Origin of the sequence: Paraburkholderia sp. SG-MS1, assembly GCF_012275575.1 — a bacterium.
In the GTDB taxonomy this organism is placed as follows: domain Bacteria; phylum Pseudomonadota; class Gammaproteobacteria; order Burkholderiales; family Burkholderiaceae; genus Paraburkholderia.
The window spans coordinates 67,892-85,905 of record NZ_NPIH01000276.1 but is presented as its reverse complement, the minus strand read 5'-3'; the positions used below and the strand labels follow the sequence as shown (position 1 = coordinate 85,905).

Annotated in this window: 12 protein-coding genes and 3 pseudogenes; 7 read left to right on the top strand and 8 right to left on the bottom strand. The window is 56.7% G+C overall.

All coding sequences use genetic code 11. The annotated features are described in order from the left end of the window. Positions 1-8 precede the first annotated feature (8 nt). The 3 genes and pseudogenes from CIC12_RS33465 to CIC12_RS29010 form a co-directional block, all read right to left on the bottom strand. Positions 9-206, bottom strand: a pseudogene (locus CIC12_RS33465) (ATP-binding protein); the annotation flags it as partial. Positions 207-329: 123 nt separating this feature from the next. Next, a pseudogene (locus CIC12_RS33460) lies at positions 330-643 on the bottom strand (transposase); the annotation flags it as partial. Positions 644-963: 320 nt separating this feature from the next. Next, positions 964-2,190 carry a porin gene (locus tag CIC12_RS29010; protein WP_168669376.1) on the bottom strand — a complete coding sequence of 409 codons (1,227 nt, stop codon included), beginning with the start codon at positions 2,188-2,190 and terminating at the stop codon, positions 964-966. A gap of 2,092 nt (positions 2,191-4,282) precedes the next feature. Between CIC12_RS29010 and CIC12_RS29005 the strand changes: the two genes are divergently transcribed. The 7 genes and pseudogenes from CIC12_RS29005 to CIC12_RS28975 all read left to right on the top strand — a co-directional run bounded on the left by CIC12_RS29005 (position 4,283) and on the right by CIC12_RS28975 (position 11,385). Next, positions 4,283-5,455: a cytochrome P450 gene (locus CIC12_RS29005; RefSeq protein ID WP_168669374.1), complete on the top strand. Its 1,173-nt coding sequence runs from the start codon at positions 4,283-4,285 to the stop codon at positions 5,453-5,455. 71 nt (positions 5,456-5,526) lie between these two features. Next, entirely contained in the window at positions 5,527-6,348 is an 822-nt protein-coding gene (locus CIC12_RS29000) for an SDR family NAD(P)-dependent oxidoreductase (protein ID WP_168669372.1), read from the top strand. A gap of 86 nt (positions 6,349-6,434) precedes the next feature. After that, positions 6,435-7,086, top strand: a pseudogene (locus CIC12_RS28995) (IS6 family transposase). Positions 7,087-7,552: 466 nt separating this feature from the next. After that, complete coding sequence (locus CIC12_RS28990) at positions 7,553-8,293, top strand: SDR family NAD(P)-dependent oxidoreductase (RefSeq protein ID WP_168669370.1); 741 nt, start codon at positions 7,553-7,555, stop codon at positions 8,291-8,293. A gap of 121 nt (positions 8,294-8,414) precedes the next feature. After that, positions 8,415-8,918, top strand: coding sequence for a hemerythrin domain-containing protein (locus CIC12_RS28985; RefSeq protein WP_168669368.1), 504 nt, complete (start codon positions 8,415-8,417; stop codon positions 8,916-8,918). 274 nt (positions 8,919-9,192) lie between these two features. Next, positions 9,193-10,548 carry an MFS transporter gene (locus CIC12_RS28980; RefSeq protein WP_168669366.1) on the top strand — a complete coding sequence of 452 codons (1,356 nt, stop codon included), beginning with the start codon at positions 9,193-9,195 and terminating at the stop codon, positions 10,546-10,548. A gap of 453 nt (positions 10,549-11,001) precedes the next feature. Continuing rightward, positions 11,002-11,385: a hypothetical protein gene (locus CIC12_RS28975; RefSeq protein ID WP_168669364.1), complete on the top strand. Its 384-nt coding sequence runs from the start codon at positions 11,002-11,004 to the stop codon at positions 11,383-11,385. Between the two features lie 6 nt (positions 11,386-11,391). Here CIC12_RS28975 and leuD read toward each other — a convergent pair whose 3' ends face one another. The 5 genes from leuD to dld all read right to left on the bottom strand — a co-directional run bounded on the left by leuD (position 11,392) and on the right by dld (position 17,935). After that, positions 11,392-12,048 (bottom strand): 3-isopropylmalate dehydratase small subunit, encoded by a 657-nt coding sequence (gene leuD / locus CIC12_RS28970; protein ID WP_168669361.1) that lies wholly within the window; start codon positions 12,046-12,048, stop codon positions 11,392-11,394. Beyond that, positions 12,048-13,457, bottom strand: coding sequence for a 3-isopropylmalate dehydratase large subunit (gene leuC, locus CIC12_RS28965; protein WP_168669358.1), 1,410 nt, complete (start codon positions 13,455-13,457; stop codon positions 12,048-12,050). The genes leuD and leuC overlap by 1 nt, the downstream gene beginning before the upstream one ends. Positions 13,458-13,473: 16 nt before the next feature. Further along, entirely contained in the window at positions 13,474-14,466 is a 993-nt protein-coding gene (locus tag CIC12_RS28960) for a hydroxymethylglutaryl-CoA lyase (protein WP_168669356.1), read from the bottom strand. A gap of 13 nt (positions 14,467-14,479) precedes the next feature. Continuing rightward, complete coding sequence (locus CIC12_RS28955) at positions 14,480-15,691, bottom strand: CaiB/BaiF CoA transferase family protein (RefSeq protein ID WP_168669353.1); 1,212 nt, start codon at positions 15,689-15,691, stop codon at positions 14,480-14,482. Positions 15,692-16,174: 483 nt separating this feature from the next. Beyond that, on the bottom strand, positions 16,175-17,935 hold the full coding sequence (gene dld / locus CIC12_RS28950; protein WP_168669351.1) for a D-lactate dehydrogenase: 1,761 nt from the start codon (positions 17,933-17,935) through the stop codon (positions 16,175-16,177). Positions 17,936-18,014 lie beyond the last annotated feature (79 nt).

Below are 18,014 nucleotides of genomic sequence, written 5' to 3'. Positions count from 1 at the left end.
TGAAATTGTCAACGCCGACTGAGCTCTGACCGGCGAACGTCGAGCCGCCGAAGTAAATCTACCCCGAGGTCCTTGTGTTGCGCAGCCCCTTTCGCGGCTGTGCGTGTCGCCGCTTGGCCGATCTTTCGCTTGTCCGTGAGCCGGTAGCTTTTGCCGCTGATTTGAACAATGTGAGCGTGGTGCAGCAGCCGGTCGAGAGAGGTGGCCGCGTTTGTTCGGACAGTCCTCTGAGATTTTTAAGTGGGACGTCCACGCCCATGCGCTTCATGAACGTGCGCACGCGGCGGCGGCCGACCTCGTGGGCTTCCCGGCGCAGCAGGCGCGCCAGCGTCCGTGATCGCTTTGCGCTCAGCGATCCCGCTTTGGTGAGCGTGCCGCTTAAAAAATGATCTTCCAGGCTGAGTTGGCGGATCTTCGCATGCAAGGTCTTCACGTCCACCGGTGGTTCGCTCGACACCGGGCCGGCCGCGCGGAACAAGTCGGCCGCGCGCTCCTGCAATTGCCGTTTCCATTCCTTGATCTGGTTCGGGTGCACATCGAATTGCTGCACCAGTTCGGCCAGCGTGCGCTCGCCCTTGTCAGCCGCCAGGGCCACTTTCGCTTTGAGCGCCGTTGAGTGCGTGCGTCGCGTTCGTTTCGTCATTTGCCCGGTTCCTTCGCCAGCATTATCGCTGGCTCAGGCCCCGGATATTCCACTTACCACCTGCCTGATTTTGCGCGTTCGCCTCTCTGTCCCAGCGGAAAACTGAGGCGAGGATCGGTGTCTTCCCACCAAAAAGAATGACCAATCTCGGAATGCCGGTGTCCTCGAGGAGTCTGAAACGTTTGGACCACCGGCGCGTGTTAGATAAAATTCTCTTCGTTCTACAATGCCCATCTGTGCACGGCTCGGTGCCTATGGGGTTCGCCGTTTCTTCACCCGAGTGGAATTCGCACCGCCAGATCACCGATCCTCCGACGCATTCAGAATTTGTGCCTGAGGCCGATCCGAAGAGCTAGTTGGTTATGGGTGTTCGACGGTGTGTTCGTGAAAACGAACGCCACAGCCGGTTGGCCTGTCGAGTCTGTCCCAGCTGCTTTCATAAACGAGCCCGTAACATAAATGTCACTTCGCTTTGAAAGGAAGTAGTCAGCGCCTAGACTGAACAGTTGATATCGGGCCCTTGGCTTTCCGTCCACACTCCCTCCTGTCAGGAAATCATATGCGGCGCTAAGACTGACAGAAGGCGTAACAGTATAGACTCCATATACTGCATAGTTATTGAAAGTCGCAGTGCCTCGATAACTTAGGGGATTGGTCATGGACAACGTGCCAGACGCGGGATTGTTTAAGTCTTTAAAGCCGATGTTCGAATAGTTAATGCATAAAAGTGCACTGCCGAACGCATATTGAGCGGCGGCGTCAACGGCTTGAAATGTCGTTGCGGATGCGAAACCGCCAATTATGGGGTTTCCTTGCACGCCCGTGAAAGCGGTTAGGTTATTCGCGGTCGGCGAACTATTCGTCATGTTGCCGTAAAGAGACTGATTCGGATTGTCAGCTCGCAGGTAGCCAACAGCCAGATCGACTGAGCTTATGCTATAAGATGCGCCAACTGAGTAGATGCTGTTTCGCTTGAAGTGCCCTGCTACGCCACCGAGAGCGTACATTCCGATCACTTGAAAACCGTCATACCGGTTGCTGGTGAACTTTATGGCATTGTTGATACGATATGTCCCGTTAGCGTTAGCAATGTCTCCGGGGTGAAGAGCGAATCCTCCGTGGGCAAAATCGCCTCCGAGGGGAGCGATCACATCGTAGGTTGCATCGTACTGCCGCCCTAGAGTGATACGACCAATGGGAGTTGAAATACCGACAAAAGCCTGTCTTCCAAACATCGTGCCACCTTGTTGAAGTCGGCCGTTTGTTACGTCGAAACCACGCTCAATCTTGAAAATCGCTTTATAGCCGCCGCCAAGATCTTCGGCGCCGGTGAGACCCCAACGCGAGCCTTGCAACACGCTACTGCTCATTGTGTACGCGTGGCCGCCATCGCGCCCCCGAGGTGAGCCCGGCGAAGTAAACTGGGCGTTGCTAACGTAATTGACGCCCAGATCAAGGATTCCGTACAAGGTGACACTGCTTTGAGCGTAAGCAGAGGTGATGGGTGCAATGGCAATCGCCACGCTTAAGGCCAGCGGTCGTTTCATCTTCGTCTCCGTGTGCCGGTCGAACCGGCGATTTTGTTGTAAATGGAAGAGCTATTCGTTAAAGGCCTACCAGGTGTGCACGTGCCAAGACCACGGTGGCCACTCATTCGGCAAACGTATGGGTACGTTGCAACGGCGCGCGTACTAGCGGTTCCAACCGCAGATCGGCCGCATGTCGTATCAGATATGCCGCATCGAAACTTGACACGGCTGCCGCAGTGGCTCCATATGTATAAGGTTCAGCCGTCGAAGGACGGAAGCTTCGTAAGATGGAATTTCGGCGCTCCGCAGCAAAGCGGAGAGCCAACATTCGCTCATCTGTCGTTGACTCCCGGGAGGCAGGTAAATTGTGGGTCGGAAGGCGCCCGGCTATTATTTCGGTTTATTGAATAGGATGCTTCGTTGCACTGCGCAGGCACTTCCGCGCGTTAGTTCGGGTCGTCAACATTCTGTGGCGAAGGTAACGGGCGCCGCACAGATCGGTTTCACGTCTTCCGAAAGTCTCACTTGTCATAGGATCGCAACCTTGGGATCGATAGTTTGCCGACGACACGCACAAACTAATTTAGTTGGCGTTAAGTTGCTGTCCCTCTGTGTGGGGACGCGGCTCGCCACCGTGCAAGGAACTGCGTCGCATTGGACCCGGAGCGGTGACCAGGACGGTTTGGAGATATCGCCCTAACGCGCAGCGGCTGCGTCACCTCACGCCAGTCTCAAATATCGAAAGATCGCCCGTGCGCTTGAGGCCTCGCTGACCACCGTCGGCAATACGTTTGTCGCATGCAACGCGATGGACTCAGTTACCAATTGGCTACGCCGCTCTGGCCGGCGAACTCGAAGCGGTGCTGTGCCTGCCGGCACCGGGGCGAGACGCTACGCCCCAAACCCGCTTGGCCCACTGTGCGGCGCGAGTTGTCGCACAGGAGTGTTATGCTCAACATGCTCGTGGAACGAGCTGGCGGCCGAACATCGCAACGGCTGCGGCACACGTTGTTCTGCGCCCTCGACAACGGGCGTGCGAGTGCATTGCCTCTGACTTTGCACTAGGGGCGCGCGCCCGGAGAGAAGCCGTTGGTCGACTACTCCCTCGACAGGGTCGCCGTCACCGACGCGCAGAGCGGCGAGATCCGCGATCCGAACTGCTTGTTGTTGTTCTCGGAGCATCGGATTACGAATACGCCAAAGCGAGTTGGACGCAGGAGTTGCCTGACCGGATACGCTCGCATGTGCGCAGGTTCGAATTCATCGGCGGATGTACCGAAAGCGTCGTACCGGACAAACGGGAGCGGGGCGTCCACAAACCGAGCTTCTAACGAACTCATCGTAAATCGCGTCTACGGCGCGATGGCTTCGCTTTTTCCGTAAGAGTCGTTCCGAATCATAGTAAAAAAACCGAAGGACAGGGCCAAGGTCTAACAGGGAGTGCTCCTGGCGCAGCGATGGATTCTCGCCGGTTGCAAGCAACGCTTCTTCGGTCTTGCCGAAGCGGACTTGGCGATCGGCGCGCTGTTCGTGGGCCCGAACGCCAAGGCATCCAAGGAACCGTGCGGTTCCCGGCGAACTGCCTTCGAAGAACATATGCCGGCCGATCATCAGGCCTTCATCGGTTGGGGCTTGCAGCGTCAGCGGAGCGAGGCCGCCACGATTGGCCCGCGCACAGACGTCAGCATCCGTAGCAAGCCGATCGTACCTTCCTGGGCTTCTTGCGACTGGCCAAAGACTACGGCAACAGCGACTGGAAGCCGCCTGCAACAGCGCCATCGACCTGAAGCAGTCGAGTCGCCGGGGGCGCGCACGTCTTGCAAATCCGCCGGCATCGGTGCGGGACGGTGTTGCTCGTGTTGGATACGCGTTCTTTCGGCGCCCGGATAAGTGCATGTGCGCGCTGTAGGTGCCTGAAAGTACCGGCAGTGGCATAGGCAAGGGGGGCCGTCGTCTAGTGTATGCGGCCCTCGGTTGCTTGCGAAAGCTTGTCCCCCGTCAAGGGGATGGACTAGTCAGTGTGAACGGTCGACAGTAGGGTCTACTTCTTCCCCTCCCAAACGTTATGCCGACGATTGATCAACTCTCAAATGGGCTTAAGACGTGTCCGGTGCTGGACATCGATCCGTTCTCCGACGAGGTCCTCGCCGACCCGTACCCATTTTTTGAAATGCTGCGGGAAGTTGGCCCCGTGGCTTACATCAAGCCTCATGGCTACTATGCGGTCGGTCGCTACGAGGAAGTAGGCATTGTCGCGACGGACCATACCCGTTTTACGGTAGAAGGCGGAATCGGCCTAAGCGATATACGCAAGCCTGGTGCTTGGCGTGCGAAAAGCCCCATCTCTGAAATCGATCCCCCCGAGCACACGAGCGTAAGGGCGGCGCTGCAGAAAGTGCTTTCGCCGGTGGTCATCAGGCAGTGGCGTGATGAGTTCGAGATGCATGCGGATCAAGTGGCGGAACGCGTGCTTGACCAGCGTGATGTTGACGGTGTGCGGGACGTCGTTGAGGCATTTGTCCTTGGTGTCTTTCCCCGTCTGCTGGGCATCGATATACCACCGGAGAGATTGGTCATTACCGGCGAACTCAACTTCAATCAGCTAGGTCCTAACAACGAGCGGTTGCAGCGTGCACTCGCACGCGCGGAGCCCATACTTGATTGGTACGCTGCGCAATTGCAGCGCGACAAGATGAGCCCGGGCGGATTCGGCGCACGCATATACCAAGCCGAGGATGAAGGCGACTTTGAGAAGGGGACGGCGGCGGCTCATGTACGCTCCTTTTTCCGGGCAGGCGTGGACACGACGATGGCAGGGATCGGATTCGCATTTCATCAGCTTGCTCGGAACCCTGATCAATTCAATCTCGTTGCGGCTGATCCGTCGATTGTGCGCTACGCGTTCGAAGAGGCCATCAGGCACGAGTCTCCGGCCCAATTGATTTTTCGCACAACCGTCGGCGCGGTCGAACTCAGCGGCTACAGCCTTGAGGCGGACACGAAGGTCGGATATTACGCGGGCGCTGCCAATCGCGATCCGCGCAAATGGAATGACCCAGACAAGTTCGATGTCAAGCGAGCGGTGATGGGACAGCACCGTGCGTTCGGCGTAGGGGCCCACATGTGCATTGGACAGATGATTGCACGAATGGAGGCCGAAGCGATCATCGGGGCCATCGTGCGCCGTACAAAACGCCTTGAAATCACGGGCGACATCACCTACCGGCTGGTAAATACGTTGCGAACGCTGGACACCCTCCCTCTGCGCATCACTCCCGCGTGAGCATCGGGCTAAGTCGTTGTTGGCCGGCGTGGGGAAGCGCCTTGCCGGAATTCATAAGGATTGGTACAAAAATGAATGTCGAGAACTATCACTGGCTGGGCTTGCAGGATCGCGTATGCGTAGTGACCGGAGCCGCGGGCGCCATTGGCTTTGAGATTGGGAGGCAACTGGCGTTAGCTGGCGCCAAGGTCGCGCTGCTAGATCGCGACGGGCGCGGCACGGCGGCTATGGTGCAAGCACTGGCCGATTTGGACTTGAAGGCGCAAGGATTCCAGTGCGATGTGACGAATGCCACGGATGTGCGGTCGACCGCCGACATCATCGCTGACCGACTGGGTCCATGCGAGGTTCTAGTGAACAATGCTGCAACTATTTACCCCGACTCACTAATGGATGTGCAACTGGATCGCTGGAACCAGTTGATGGCCGTGAACGTCACTGGTTACCTGCTATGTGCCCAGGCCTTTGGACGGCATATGATCCAGGTGGGCTGTGGAAGTATGGTGCATATCGGATCGTTGTCGGGCCACGAGCCGCAGCCATACAGTGGAGCTTACAGCGTTAGCAAAGCGGGCGTGGCGATGCTGTCTCGATTGCTGGCGGCAGAGTTAGGCGGACACCAGATCCGTAGCAATCTGGTCTGCCCGGCAATGGTTCGGACTCCGATGACGGAGTCTATTTACTTGGATCCCGCAGTGTGCCAACGCCGTGAGGAAATCGTACCCGCGCACCGAATCAGCACTCCCCTGGATATCGCCGAAGCGGTTTTGTTCTTTGCGAGCCAACGTTCCGGCTACATCAGCGGCCAGGATATTCTTGTGGACGGTGGGCTGAGTCAGGCTTGGTTGAGCCTCATTCCTCGCCCAGGGTTCGAGAAAAAAGACGTCGCTTAAAATGGCTCTGTCGCGTTAAGACGATCTGCTGTCGTAGCGCCGGGAAAACGAAAAACTTGATCGACGATGACGAGTCTGATGCGGGTATGGACAAGGTGCTCAAACGGCTGCACATCTCCACTGGATGTGATGATGAATTGTGTGCGCTGGCGCATGGCCGATCCGCTGAACCTGCGTCATCCGAAGGATGATGGCCGAGTGGGACGTTTCGGTCGATCATTCGACCGTGCATCGCCGCGCCATCAAACTTCTGCCCGCGCTGGAAAAGACGCTTCGGCGACACAAACGCGCAGTCGCTAGAAACTGGCGAATGGACGAAACCTACGCCAAGGTCAACGGTTAATGGAAGAACTTGTACCGGGCTGTTGACAAAGTGGGCGATACGGTTGCGAGCCAAGCGGCACGAGGTGGCCGCCCGGCGTTTTTCGAGAAGGCCATCGATCGAAACGGCGTCCCGGAGACGGTGACGATCAGCAAAAACGGCGCCAATCTCGCGCGCTGCATGCGATCAGTGCCGGACGAGAAAGGTCAATCAAGATTCATCAGACCAAGTATATGACCAACGTCGTCAAGCAGAACCATCGGGCTATCAAGCGTCGCATTCGTCCCACGCTGGGATTCAAGAATTTTCGTTGCGACCGCATATTGCTCGGTGGCATCGAAGTCATGCACATGACCATAAAAGGGCGGATGAGGTGCCGCCATAGCAACGCGCGGTCTGCAACTCGGCAATTCTAAGCGTTGGCTGCATAAGCAACACGTAAGACATCGCCTCTGTTTCGCCCCACCAACTTGCTGCGAAAAAACCATTAAAAAGGCGTCTGAAGGTAGCCTCATTCGCTGGACAGTATTAGTGGACATCGAGACGCTCATGTCGTACTGAGCGTCTAATCAATGACTATGCCATCTCCACATTATTGCAGGACTGACGCTTTGATGGAGAAAGCTGCATGTTCTGCGTCACCTGTCCCCTGCCTAGGGGACTGCGACGCAAACGTCAAATTCGTACGATACAGCTACCTCTTGGCGCTCACTCTATCGATGTAGCGGCACCCAAGACAACCATAGGCTGCGCTTCACCGTGTCGCGCAAAAGCAGCCTGATCGACACACCGCGAGCAGGGGTCAATGGCTCAACTGCAACGTGGATCAATAGGCCCCGGGTATCACTGAACCGGGCAGCTTAAACTGACCTAGGAATACAGATGTTTGATCTTGACGGTAAAGTGGCGCTGATTACCGGGGGTGCCAAGGGGCAAGGTGCAGCCGAAGCACGCTTATTTTCGGAGCACGGAGCTCGGGTGATGATCGCTGATGTGCGTGAAGACGAGGCTCGCGTCGTGGCCGGCCAGATCAGTAATTGCGATTACGTGCGGCTGGATGTCGGCGATGAGGCGGGTTGGAAAGCAGCAGTTGAAAAGACGCTGGGGCGCTTCGGCCGGCTCGACGTTCTAGTGAACAACGCCGCGATCAGTCATTTTTCACCGATCGAAGAAACGAGCTTGGCGGATTTTGATCGTGTCATGCGTATCAACCTCGGAGGGATCTTTCTAGGGATGAGAACGGTGCTCCCCGCGTTGAGGGCCCATGGTGGATCGATCATCAATATTTCGTCAATTGCTGCACTGACAGGGCGCGCACGCCTGTCAGCCTATGCGTCAAGCAAGTGGGCCGTGCGCGGCCTGAGTCGGTCTGCTGCGCTCGAGTTCGCGCCCCATAAAATCCGGGTCAATTCGATCATTCCGGGCGTTATCGATACGCCTATGACACGGGAGGCCTACGGTTCAGAGAAGCTGCAGCTTCGCGGGGAGGCGTTGCCCATGGGGCGTGTCGGCCTACCCCAGGACATCGCAAACTTAGCCCTTTTTCTCGCTTCTGATGAGAGTTCCTTTTGCACAGGCGGCGAATACCTGTGCGATGGCGGCGAGACCGCCGGCATTGCGTGAATCACCGCTAGGTGCTCGATGTCATGGTTATCTTTGCCGTCATCGTGTAACGGGGCGGGCGGGAAAAGGTCGGGTGCGTTCCAGCTCGAATCGTCTTGAGCTCCAGCAATAATTTTTCGACATGTCCAGCGAGCCGAGTGCAGTCAAGCATATCAAGCAAAAGCATCGGTTGATCCAAAAGGCGCTGCAACTTTTATCTCAGGCGTCAGAGGATGCCAGTTCGCCGGAGGCACGACCCGATTTCCAGGTGCTCCGTGAGCGTCTCCTGCAGTTGAAAGACATGCTGAGGCGCGAACACTATGCCACCCGAAACGGGATAGTGTCTTTATTGATCGCCCACCGGTGTCCTGCGATGCAGCCGGTGCTAGACCGGTTGCGGCGTGAACATAACCAAGGCGTATTGTTGGTGCGCGCGCTCATAGACGCACTCGAGGTTTGTGAGTCGACGGGTATGCGGCACGGTTCGAGCTTCGATGCCGCAATAAAGAGCTGCCGAGAAATTCACCACGGTCGCATCCAGGTCGAACAGAGCTATGTACTGCCGGTGGCGATGGACTATTTATCGAAAGCCGATTGGCTTGCCATTGACCTGTCACTCTCCGTCCGATCTTACTCGGGCGAGTAGGGCCTTGATACCGCCACTCGTAGCCTAGGCTAAGGTGCTCAAGAGTATCAACAAATCGACGGATGCAAGCAGTATCAATCGAACGGAGTATCAGGTGACCTAATGCCTGAAAGCGGAGGAGCGTTTCCTGCAGGCCAGATCAGCACCCTCAGGAAAACTTTCAAACCGCTGGGCCTGACCAGCCGAGTCCGATGCGGAGCACGATGAGCGGCCCAGAGCCGACTCCTCACCCGATCCGCAGAGATAGAACAATAGCGAATCAAGGAGGAGAAACATGAGCGATTACCAGCAGAAGGTTTCGGAGAGATCAAAGGATAAGGTGTTCCGCCGTCTTATTCCTTTCCTTATGGCCTTGATGTTTGTCGCCTACCTTGATCGAATCAGCATCTCGTATGCGGGGCCGAATGGGATGAGCGCGGACCTCGGCCTGTCCGCTAAGCTGTTCGGAACCGCGGCAGGAATCTTCTTCCTCGGCTATATTCTCTTTGAGATCCCGAGCCAGGCCATGCTGCTCAAGTTTGGCGCCCGTCGTTGGATCGCGCGAATCATGGCGACGTGGGGAGTCGTCCAAGCGCTGATGGCGTTCGCGCCAAACGCCGATACCCTCATCGGGTTGCGTTTTCTGCTTGGCGTGGCGGAAGCCGGATTCGCTCCGGCGATTATCGCCTATCTTGCGCTATGGGTGCCCGCAAGGAACCGCGGTGCAGCTATCACGCTATTCCTCGCGTCTACACCGATTGCGAGCATACTGGGAGCCCCGGTGGCTCAGATCCTGGTCTCAACGGGAACCGGTTCTCTTGCGGGGTGGCGTGTGTTGTTTTTCGTTACGGGCATGCTCGCCGTTGTGTGCGCAATCCTCGTTCTTAAACGACTACCCGATCATCCACGTGACGCCCGCTGGCTAACTTCGGATGAGAAGAAACACTTGATTGAAGAGAGCGATGTGGAGCGGCAAGGCCACCGGTCCAGTGGCCATCGGTTCACCGATGCGTTAAAGGATTATCGAGCTTGGGTACTGGGCCTCGGCTACTTCGGCCTCGCGTACAGCGCGTACGCACTCACGTTTTTCCTGCCGTCCCTGGTCAAGGCATTTCAATCCTCATTCGGAATAGGATTTGCTCCCGGCACCGTGATCGCCCTCAACGCAACCCCCTTCGTCGTATCCCTCGTCTCTATGCTGGCGATAGCTCATTTCGCCGACAAATTCCAAAAAACCGGACTGTTCATTATGCTGGCCGCTGCTATCGGAAGTGCCGGAAGTCTGATCTCGGCGTTCGCGCAAGGCCCCCTTACGACCATGGTAGGCATGTGCTTCATCGCGACCGGCTTCATGTCGGCCATGCCGCTTTATTTCAATCTTCTTCCCAGATTCTTCAATGGGGCCGCGGCGGCGGCCGGCATAGCGCTGGTCAACTCCGTTGGTCTGGTCGGGGGCTTTTCTGGTCCGATCGCGACCGGCTGGATTATTGATGCAACTGGGAGCTACCGCCTCTGCTGGTTCGTGACCGCCGCTATCTTCCTACTCTCCGGCTTTATCGCGCTGCTTAGCGACCGCTTCAGCGACCCGCACGCGACTAGAGGGCCGGCAGTCGTAAGGATCGATCCTGTCAAAGCACCTCCGACAAGCTGACGGGTGGTCTTCGACCAGGTCGCTGCACACGAAATCCTCGGCTAAGCGGCTTCCGTCTACACATGGACTTCTTGCGCTGAACCAGCGGGAGCTTCGATCCAAGCCGCCTGGTGGGCAAACAGACGAACCATAGACGCCACTTATATGTCCGCCGAAATGAGAGCGTTCGGATAGGGAGAGCTAAGAAGACAGTGGCACACCATACCGCGACGTACGGTGTTTACGCCGACCGAAAATTCAGCCACAGGGGGCCATATGGACCGTTTGCGCGATGTTTGGCTCGTTGGCGCTCACCTTCGGTGCCCTGGCTGCGCTGCGCCTTCTCGCTACCTGACAGGAAAACTCATGAAAAGACTGATTGCTATACGCGTGTGCGGCGTATTGGCCAACCCGACGGTGGCGAAGGCCGATGAGGCAATGTCAAGTTGAGCCGGGTGCCGGTTAAGATGGGGCATGAAAAAGAACACGCACCAAACGCGAACAGCCACTGGCGCGTTTTGCTGGCTAGAAGCCGCTGCCAACCGCGCTCCCCGATGTCTTCCGTTGCTCGTAGCGTGGTCCTCAGTCAACGTGACGCTTACATCCGGTATCAACAAGGCACGCTACTCGGGACAGTTCCCTGACTGGCAAGAAGCTGAGGGCAAAGGCGACCGACACGGCGGTGCATTTGTTCTATCAGCACGAAACTCGTCGCCACTCATCCCCGGTGGGGCGCAAATGGGCGCTCGCTCGACCGTCCACGATCTTCAGGCGCCGGCCGCGCAGGCGTGGCTCGAAGATGTCATCAAGGTATCTGGCGCAGTATCCAGCTCTGATTTCGGTTTTTTACTCCGTTGATAAGATCTATCGCCAAGTAGGTGGCCGTTCAAAAATCCAAGGTTCGATTTTGCGGCGGTGTTCCTCATAATCGCGTATTGCTTCAGCATTTCGCAAGGTCAAGGCTATGTCGTCGGCGCCGTCTAGAAGACACTGCTTCCTGTAGGGGTCCAGCTCAAAGTGGATGATCTGGCCGTCGGGACACGCTAACGATTGCGAAAGTAAGTCGATATCGATCGCGTATCCTGGCCTAACTGATACAGCAGCGAACAGCCTGTCGACCAGCGTAGCATCTAGCGTAATCGGCAACATGCCATTTTTATAGCAGTTGCCCATGAAAATATCCGCAAAGCTGGGCGCTATGAGGGCTCGGATACCCCAATCGCGGAGAGCCCATGCAGCGTGCTCCCGACTGGAACCGCAGCCGAAGTTCTCGCGCGTTAGCAAGACGTTGGCCCCTTGGTAGCGAGGCTCATTGAGCGCGAAGTCAGCGTTCTTTGGTCGTCCCGTAACGTCTTGACCGGGTTCTCCACGATCCCGATAGCGCCACTCGTCGAATAGGTTTGGACCGAACCCTGTTCGACGAATCGACTTCATGAACTGCTTCGGAATAATGGCGTCAGTATCGACGTTGGCGCGATCTATAGGAACGACCAAACCATGGATGGCAGTGAACTTTTCCATCAAAACGCCCCTTCCGTCAGGTCCACGAAGTGACCGGCAACTGCTGCCGCTGCTGCCATGGCAGGACTCATAAGATGGCTGCGTCCCCCAGCTCCCTGCCGCCCTTCGAAATTACGGTTGGAGGTAGATGCACATCGCTCACCAGGGCCAAGCCTGTCGCCATTCATGCCGAGACACATGGAACACCCAGCCTCACGCCATTCAAATCCCGCATCGATGAAGATTTGATGCAACCCTTCTTCCTCTGCCTGAGCCTTGACCAGTCCGGAACCTGGGACTGCAAGCGCAAGCTTGATGTTCGGAGCAATCCGCCGTCCTTTCAGCTGGGCAGCTGCGGAACGTAAGTCCTCAATTCGAGAATTAGTGCAGGAACCAATAAACACCTTGTCCGGGCGCAGACTGACGAGTGGGGTGCCAGGAACTAGCCCCATGTATGCGAGCGCCTGCTCCATGGCGCGCCGGCGTACGGGAGCCTCTTCACGAGCGGGATCCGGAACTGAGGCGCTAACGGGTGCCACCATCTCAGGTGAGGTTCCCCACGTGACCATCGGCCGAATCAAGCTGGCGTCAAACTGCAATTGACAGTCAAAGACGGCACCGCTGTCACTGACCAGCGTTCTCCAGTAGGCCACCGCATCGTCCCATTGGGCACCGGAAGGAACAAACGGCCTGCCCTCCAGGTAGTCGATGGTAGTCTGGTCCACTCCTATCAAACCGACTCTTCCGCCGGCCTCGATGGCCATGTTGCAAAGAGTCATGCGGCCCTCCATGGACAAGGCCTGAATGGTTGTGCCTGCGAATTCGATGGCGTAGCCCGTAGCACCTGCTGTCCCCAGAGAACCGATAATATGCAAGATCAAGTCCTTGGCCGTCACGCTAGGGTGCAACTGCCCGTCTACGCGGATCAACATCGACTTCATCCGATGCATCGACAGGCATTGCGTGGCAAGAACATGCTCGACTTCGGAGGTGCCCACACCGAAAGCCAAAGCGCCAAATGCGCCATGAGTGCTGGTATGAGAGTCTCCCGCCACCACAGTCATACCTGGTAGCGTTGCGCCTTGCTCAGGGCCGATCACGTGAATGATGCCTTGACGGCGATCATTCAACTTGAACTGAAGAATCTCAAAATCCTCGCAATTGCGTCCCAGTTGGTCAATTTGCTCTCGGGAAAGAGGATCGGTCACCCCTCTATCACGAGATGTCGTCGGTACATTGTGATCTGCGGTCGCCAGAACCGTCTCTGATCGCCACGGCTTTCGATCGAATAGACGCAGTCCTTCAAATGCCTGTGGGCTTGTGACCTCGTAGACGAGATGTCTGTCGACATAAATCAGAGATTGGCCGTCTGACGTCTGCTGCACGAGGTGACTGCGCCAAAGTTTTTCGACGAGTGTCAGTGGAGTCATGTTTGGGCCTCCGGGGCTATACAAGCAGGGTCGGTCGCGCGGAGGCTGTCCCCCCAAAGCGCAACTGCGGCTCACGGTTCATCACACCGGGGGGCACCTCGTAACGACGTGTCGAAGGGCCTGCTTTCATGACTTGGCCGGGCACTTCATGTCCCACTAGTTGTGCCAACCCGTTCGCCAACGATAACAATGCCGTGAGATCGACGCGTGTGTCATAGCCCATAGATTGAAGCATGTGCACCAGATCTTCTGTACAAACATTGCCGCTGGCGCCTGGCGCGAACGGGCAGCCACCCAATCCACCCAGAGCGGAGTCAAACCGCACGATTCCAACCTCAAGCGCAGCTAGAACGTTGGGCAGTCCCATAGCTCGTGTGTTGTGAAAGTGAGCTGTCAATCCGAGGGCTGGCCATCGCTGACGCACTGCACCACATAGGCGGGATACTTGTACTGGATGAGCCATGCCTGTCGTGTCGCACAGGGTTATCCGGTCGATCCCCATATCTACAACACGATCTACGAGATCCAACACCACATCGTCAGGCAAATCGCCTTCAAAGGGGCAACCGAAGGCCGTGGACAGCGATGCATTGATGTGAGCACGGCCTTGGGTAAGCCGCACTATCTCCGCAAACTGTGCCAGCGACTGTTCGGGCTGGAGGCGCAGATTAGCCAGATTGTGAGTTGCACTCGCCGACATCACCAAGTTCAGCTCGTCCACATCACAGCTTAGTGCACGCTCGGCGCCGCGGACGTTGGGCACTAGAGCGGCGTATTCGACCCCCGGCACGCGTTCGATTTGCTGCATGACGGCTTCTGCGTCGGCCAATGCCGGAATGGCCTTGGGAGAGGTGAACGACGTTACCTCGATCTTGGTAAGACCGGATCGACTGAGTGAATTGATCAGCGACACCTTGTCTGTGGTGGGAATGAATGTCGGCTCGATTTGGAACCCATCTCGAACCGACACCTCTTGAATGTACACGCGTCGCCCGTTTGCGATTGTCATGGCCGCCATTTCCCTAGACCACACCATTTGCTCGTAGACGCTTGATCTCTTCCGCACCGATTCCGATCGACGTTAGTATTTCGTCGGTGTTAGCTCCAAGATCTGGGCCTATCCATTGAGTACGCCCGGGCGTACTGCTTAGCTTCGGCACGATTCCTGGTAGCTTGATTGGCTGACCATCTGGCAACTGATGAGTCTGAATCATTTCTCGAGCGGCGTAATGCGGGTCTTCAGCAATGTCAGCAGCCGAGTAGACGCGGCCACAGGGAACATCTGCGGTCTCCAGTATCGACAAGACTTCATTGAGCGATCGCTCGATGGTCCATTGCGAAATTGCTGAATCCAATTTGTCATTGTGTTTCACGCGCCCATCATTTCGAGCGAGCTCTGAATCTTCGGCCAGATCTTGCCGTCCCAACGCGTTCATCAGACGCTTGAAGATAGCATCGCCGTTCCCAGCAATCACGACGTATTGTCCATCCGCGCACCGGTAGGTGTTAGACGGCGAGATGCCCGGCAGAGCGGAGCCCGTACGCTCCCGCACGTGACCGAAGGCGGCATACTCAGGGATCAGGCTCTCCATCGTAGCGAAAACCGCCTCGTAAAGCGCCACGTCGATGAACTGCCCAACGTCGTGATTAACCTTCACGTGATGCATCGCCAACAGTGCGCCGATTGCGCCATATAAGGAAGCGAGCGTGTCTCCGAGACTGACGCCCGCGCGCACCGGCGGACGATCCGGGAATCCTGTCACATGCCGCAGCCCCCCCATGCACTCCGCGATGGCAGCAAATCCAGGGCGCTGGCTGTACGGCCCGGACTGTCCGTATCCTGAAATTCGCACCATCACGAGTTTCGGGTTAAGCGCAGAGAGATGTGCCCAGCCCAGGCCCCACTTTTCAAGCGTGCCGGGGCGAAAATTCTCGATCACGATATCGACATCCTGCGCGATCCGGCGCACGATCTCTTGCGCTTCTTCCTTCTTTAGATCGAGAGTGAGGGACTTCTTGTTGCGACTTTGTGTGTACCACCAAAGCGACGTACCATCGTGCAACTTGCGCCACTTTCGCAAAGGATCGCCATGTTGCGGCGGTTCCACCTTGATAACCTCGGCTCCGAACTGGGCGAGTAGCGCACTTGCGTAAGGCCCCGCTATCAAGGAACCTAGCTCAAGGACGCGCACCCCCTTCAGGGGCATCCCTTTAACATCGTTAGATTGGCTCATCGTAACCATCGCTTATGATCGATCGAGGCGGACAGGATTTTCACCTCAGGTGGCAACCATATTGCAATGGATGTCAAGGATTGTCCGCCCCCTCCCAAGGGGACAATCGGCCCCATGAAATTGCTGTGTTCATGGAGCGCGGGCAAAATCAGCAGACTCATTATTCGAGCACGTCGCCCTGCGGACCAGAGGCTCCACGGAGAACATGATAGACATGAGAGAAGCGAGTCGCTTTCTTACCGTCGGATGCTGGACTGACGTAGTTTGAAAGCGCGTGCTCAAGGCGGTGTTCTAGAGGCGCGAAGCAGAGGTGCTGCACGCGGCACATCTACCATCTAAATCCCGAAGGTCTCAAGATTGTTGCGGTTGCGCTCTGGACCGACAAAACGCGAAACGAAGGCCTTCAGCCGATTTCAAGGGCTTGTGAAGAACCTGCACTAATTGTGCGCCAGTCGGAGGGGCCGGAAAGAGAAAATCGCTTGGCTATGCCGCCTGATTATCATCGCGGTAGGCGAATAATTTCGACGTCTTGCCAATCCCTGGATTGAAGCAGTTGCATGGGTCCAGTTGCTTGTAGAACGCGCGCAGCTGCGGCTTTGCATCATAGAGGTGTCCCACATTGTGCTCGGCGGGATACTCCGCGCCGCGTTTATCGAGCAAATCAAGCATTCGGTGCTCCAATTCGACACAGTCATGTCCTTTATGCACAACATAATCCTGGTGGAATACATGGCATAGGAAATGCCCATAATAGAGCTTTAGTGCGATCGATCGCTCGATGTCGGCTGGCAATTGTTCGAACCACTCTCGCTCATTCCGCTTGAGCGCGATGTCCAACGCCACGATACCTGCGACGTTCTTATGGTGGACATCCCTGTACCGTACCGCCGCGCTTGCCGCTACGAACCGGTGCAAAAAGGCTTTCCTTCCTTCGTCTTCACTGCATTCAAAAAAGCTGCCGGACGATTCTGCGAATTGTCGTGATAGAAACTCGCGCGCTTCGGGGACCCCCTCCGCGGAAATTTTAAGCATCAGGTGGTGCTCGTAACGGCGCCGATACTCCAAAAGCCGGCCGGGCAGATGGCTTGGACACCAGCGGCTAATCGACTGGAGCAAGCGATCGGTGAGGTTCTTCGGAAAAAAAGGAAGTTGCTCAAGCAAGCTGTCGCATCGGTTCTTCAATGCGAAGAACGTTGGGAGCCGGTCAGTGCCAAAATTATCAATAAGCAGGAACATATCTTTTCCATACTTCTCGGCGACGTCGAAGGCATGGCGATGCATGTATTCGCCCGCAATCGGAAGTTCAGAAAACTTGCTTAAGGCGTGCCTGCGAATTTCAGCGAGCTCAGCCGGGCGATTTGTTCCTATGTAAAAGACTTTGGCCCCTTCGGCCGCAGGAAATGTGTCCAACCGAACTCCGAACACCATGACCTTTCCCGCCGAGCCCGATGCCTCGAACAATCTCGTTGGATCTGCGTTATACCGTGCCGGGGAATCCGCATCAACTTCCCGTACGTGACTGGCATAGTTGTGATCTGAGCCTGCGCCGACGCTGGCTTCCAGATCGCACTCAGAAAATGCACCGGCTTCAAGGCGCGTAAGAATCTTTTCCGGTGAGTCGCCCAGGTCGACGCCAAGATGGTTGAATAGGCGGGGCATTCCTTCCGAGTCGATTGCTGCGAATACGGCCATTTCGGTGTATGCGGGCCCACGACGTACCAGCGACCCTCCCGAGTTATTGCAGATTCCGCCAATGACCGACGCACCTATGCACGACGAGCCAATGACTGAGTGCGGCTCGCGATTCAAGGGCTTGAGTGCGCGCTCGAGTTGGTGGAGCGTTGTGCCGCCGAGGCAGATTACCTGACGGCCGCTATCGACAAGGTGAATCTTCCTGATCCGCCTCGTGCTCACGATAACGATGTCGCGATCGTAGTCATCACCATCCGGCGTGGATCCGCCGGTCAGCCCGGTGTTGGATGCCTGTGTGATTACGGTAGCGCGAGCGGCGGCGCATTCAACAAGCACTCGCCATTGTTCAAGAAGCGAGCCCGGACACACGACTGCACGCACATTGCCCCCGCCGAACCGGAATCCAGTGCGGTATCGACGGGTCGCACGATCGCCGACCAAAACGTGCCTGCGCTTGACTATACGAACGAGTGCGGATACAAGCTGCCGTGGCTTGTCATGATAAGAGGCACCACGGGGGATGTCTGAATGGGTCGAAACAGGTGGTGACATAGTTGGGTGGGACAGTTATTCAACCGCCAACGGCGGGTCAAGAAATTCAGTTAAGGAACGGTCGAACTCAACCATCAAC

What these genes read in the sequence shown, in the direction of transcription:
- CIC12_RS28955 (WP_168669353.1), bottom strand. Translation starts at nt 15,691, where the DNA reads ATGAGCCAATCTAACGATGTTAAAGGGATGCCCCTGAAGGGGGTGCGC.
- CIC12_RS28990 (WP_168669370.1), top strand. Translation starts at nt 7,553, where the DNA reads ATGTTTGATCTTGACGGTAAAGTGGCGCTGATTACCGGGGGTGCCAAG.
- leuD (WP_168669361.1), bottom strand. Translation starts at nt 12,048, where the DNA reads ATGGAAAAGTTCACTGCCATCCATGGTTTGGTCGTTCCTATAGATCGC.
- CIC12_RS28985 (WP_168669368.1), top strand. Translation starts at nt 8,415, where the DNA reads ATGTCCAGCGAGCCGAGTGCAGTCAAGCATATCAAGCAAAAGCATCGG.
- CIC12_RS28975 (WP_168669364.1), top strand. Translation starts at nt 11,002, where the DNA reads ATGAAAAAGAACACGCACCAAACGCGAACAGCCACTGGCGCGTTTTGC.
- CIC12_RS28980 (WP_168669366.1), top strand. Translation starts at nt 9,193, where the DNA reads ATGAGCGATTACCAGCAGAAGGTTTCGGAGAGATCAAAGGATAAGGTG.
- dld (WP_168669351.1), bottom strand. Translation starts at nt 17,935, where the DNA reads ATGTCACCACCTGTTTCGACCCATTCAGACATCCCCCGTGGTGCCTCT.
- CIC12_RS28960 (WP_168669356.1), bottom strand. Translation starts at nt 14,466, where the DNA reads ATGACAATCGCAAACGGGCGACGCGTGTACATTCAAGAGGTGTCGGTT.
- CIC12_RS29000 (WP_168669372.1), top strand. Translation starts at nt 5,527, where the DNA reads ATGAATGTCGAGAACTATCACTGGCTGGGCTTGCAGGATCGCGTATGC.
- CIC12_RS29010 (WP_168669376.1), bottom strand. Translation starts at nt 2,190, where the DNA reads ATGAAACGACCGCTGGCCTTAAGCGTGGCGATTGCCATTGCACCCATC.
- leuC (WP_168669358.1), bottom strand. Translation starts at nt 13,457, where the DNA reads ATGACTCCACTGACACTCGTCGAAAAACTTTGGCGCAGTCACCTCGTG.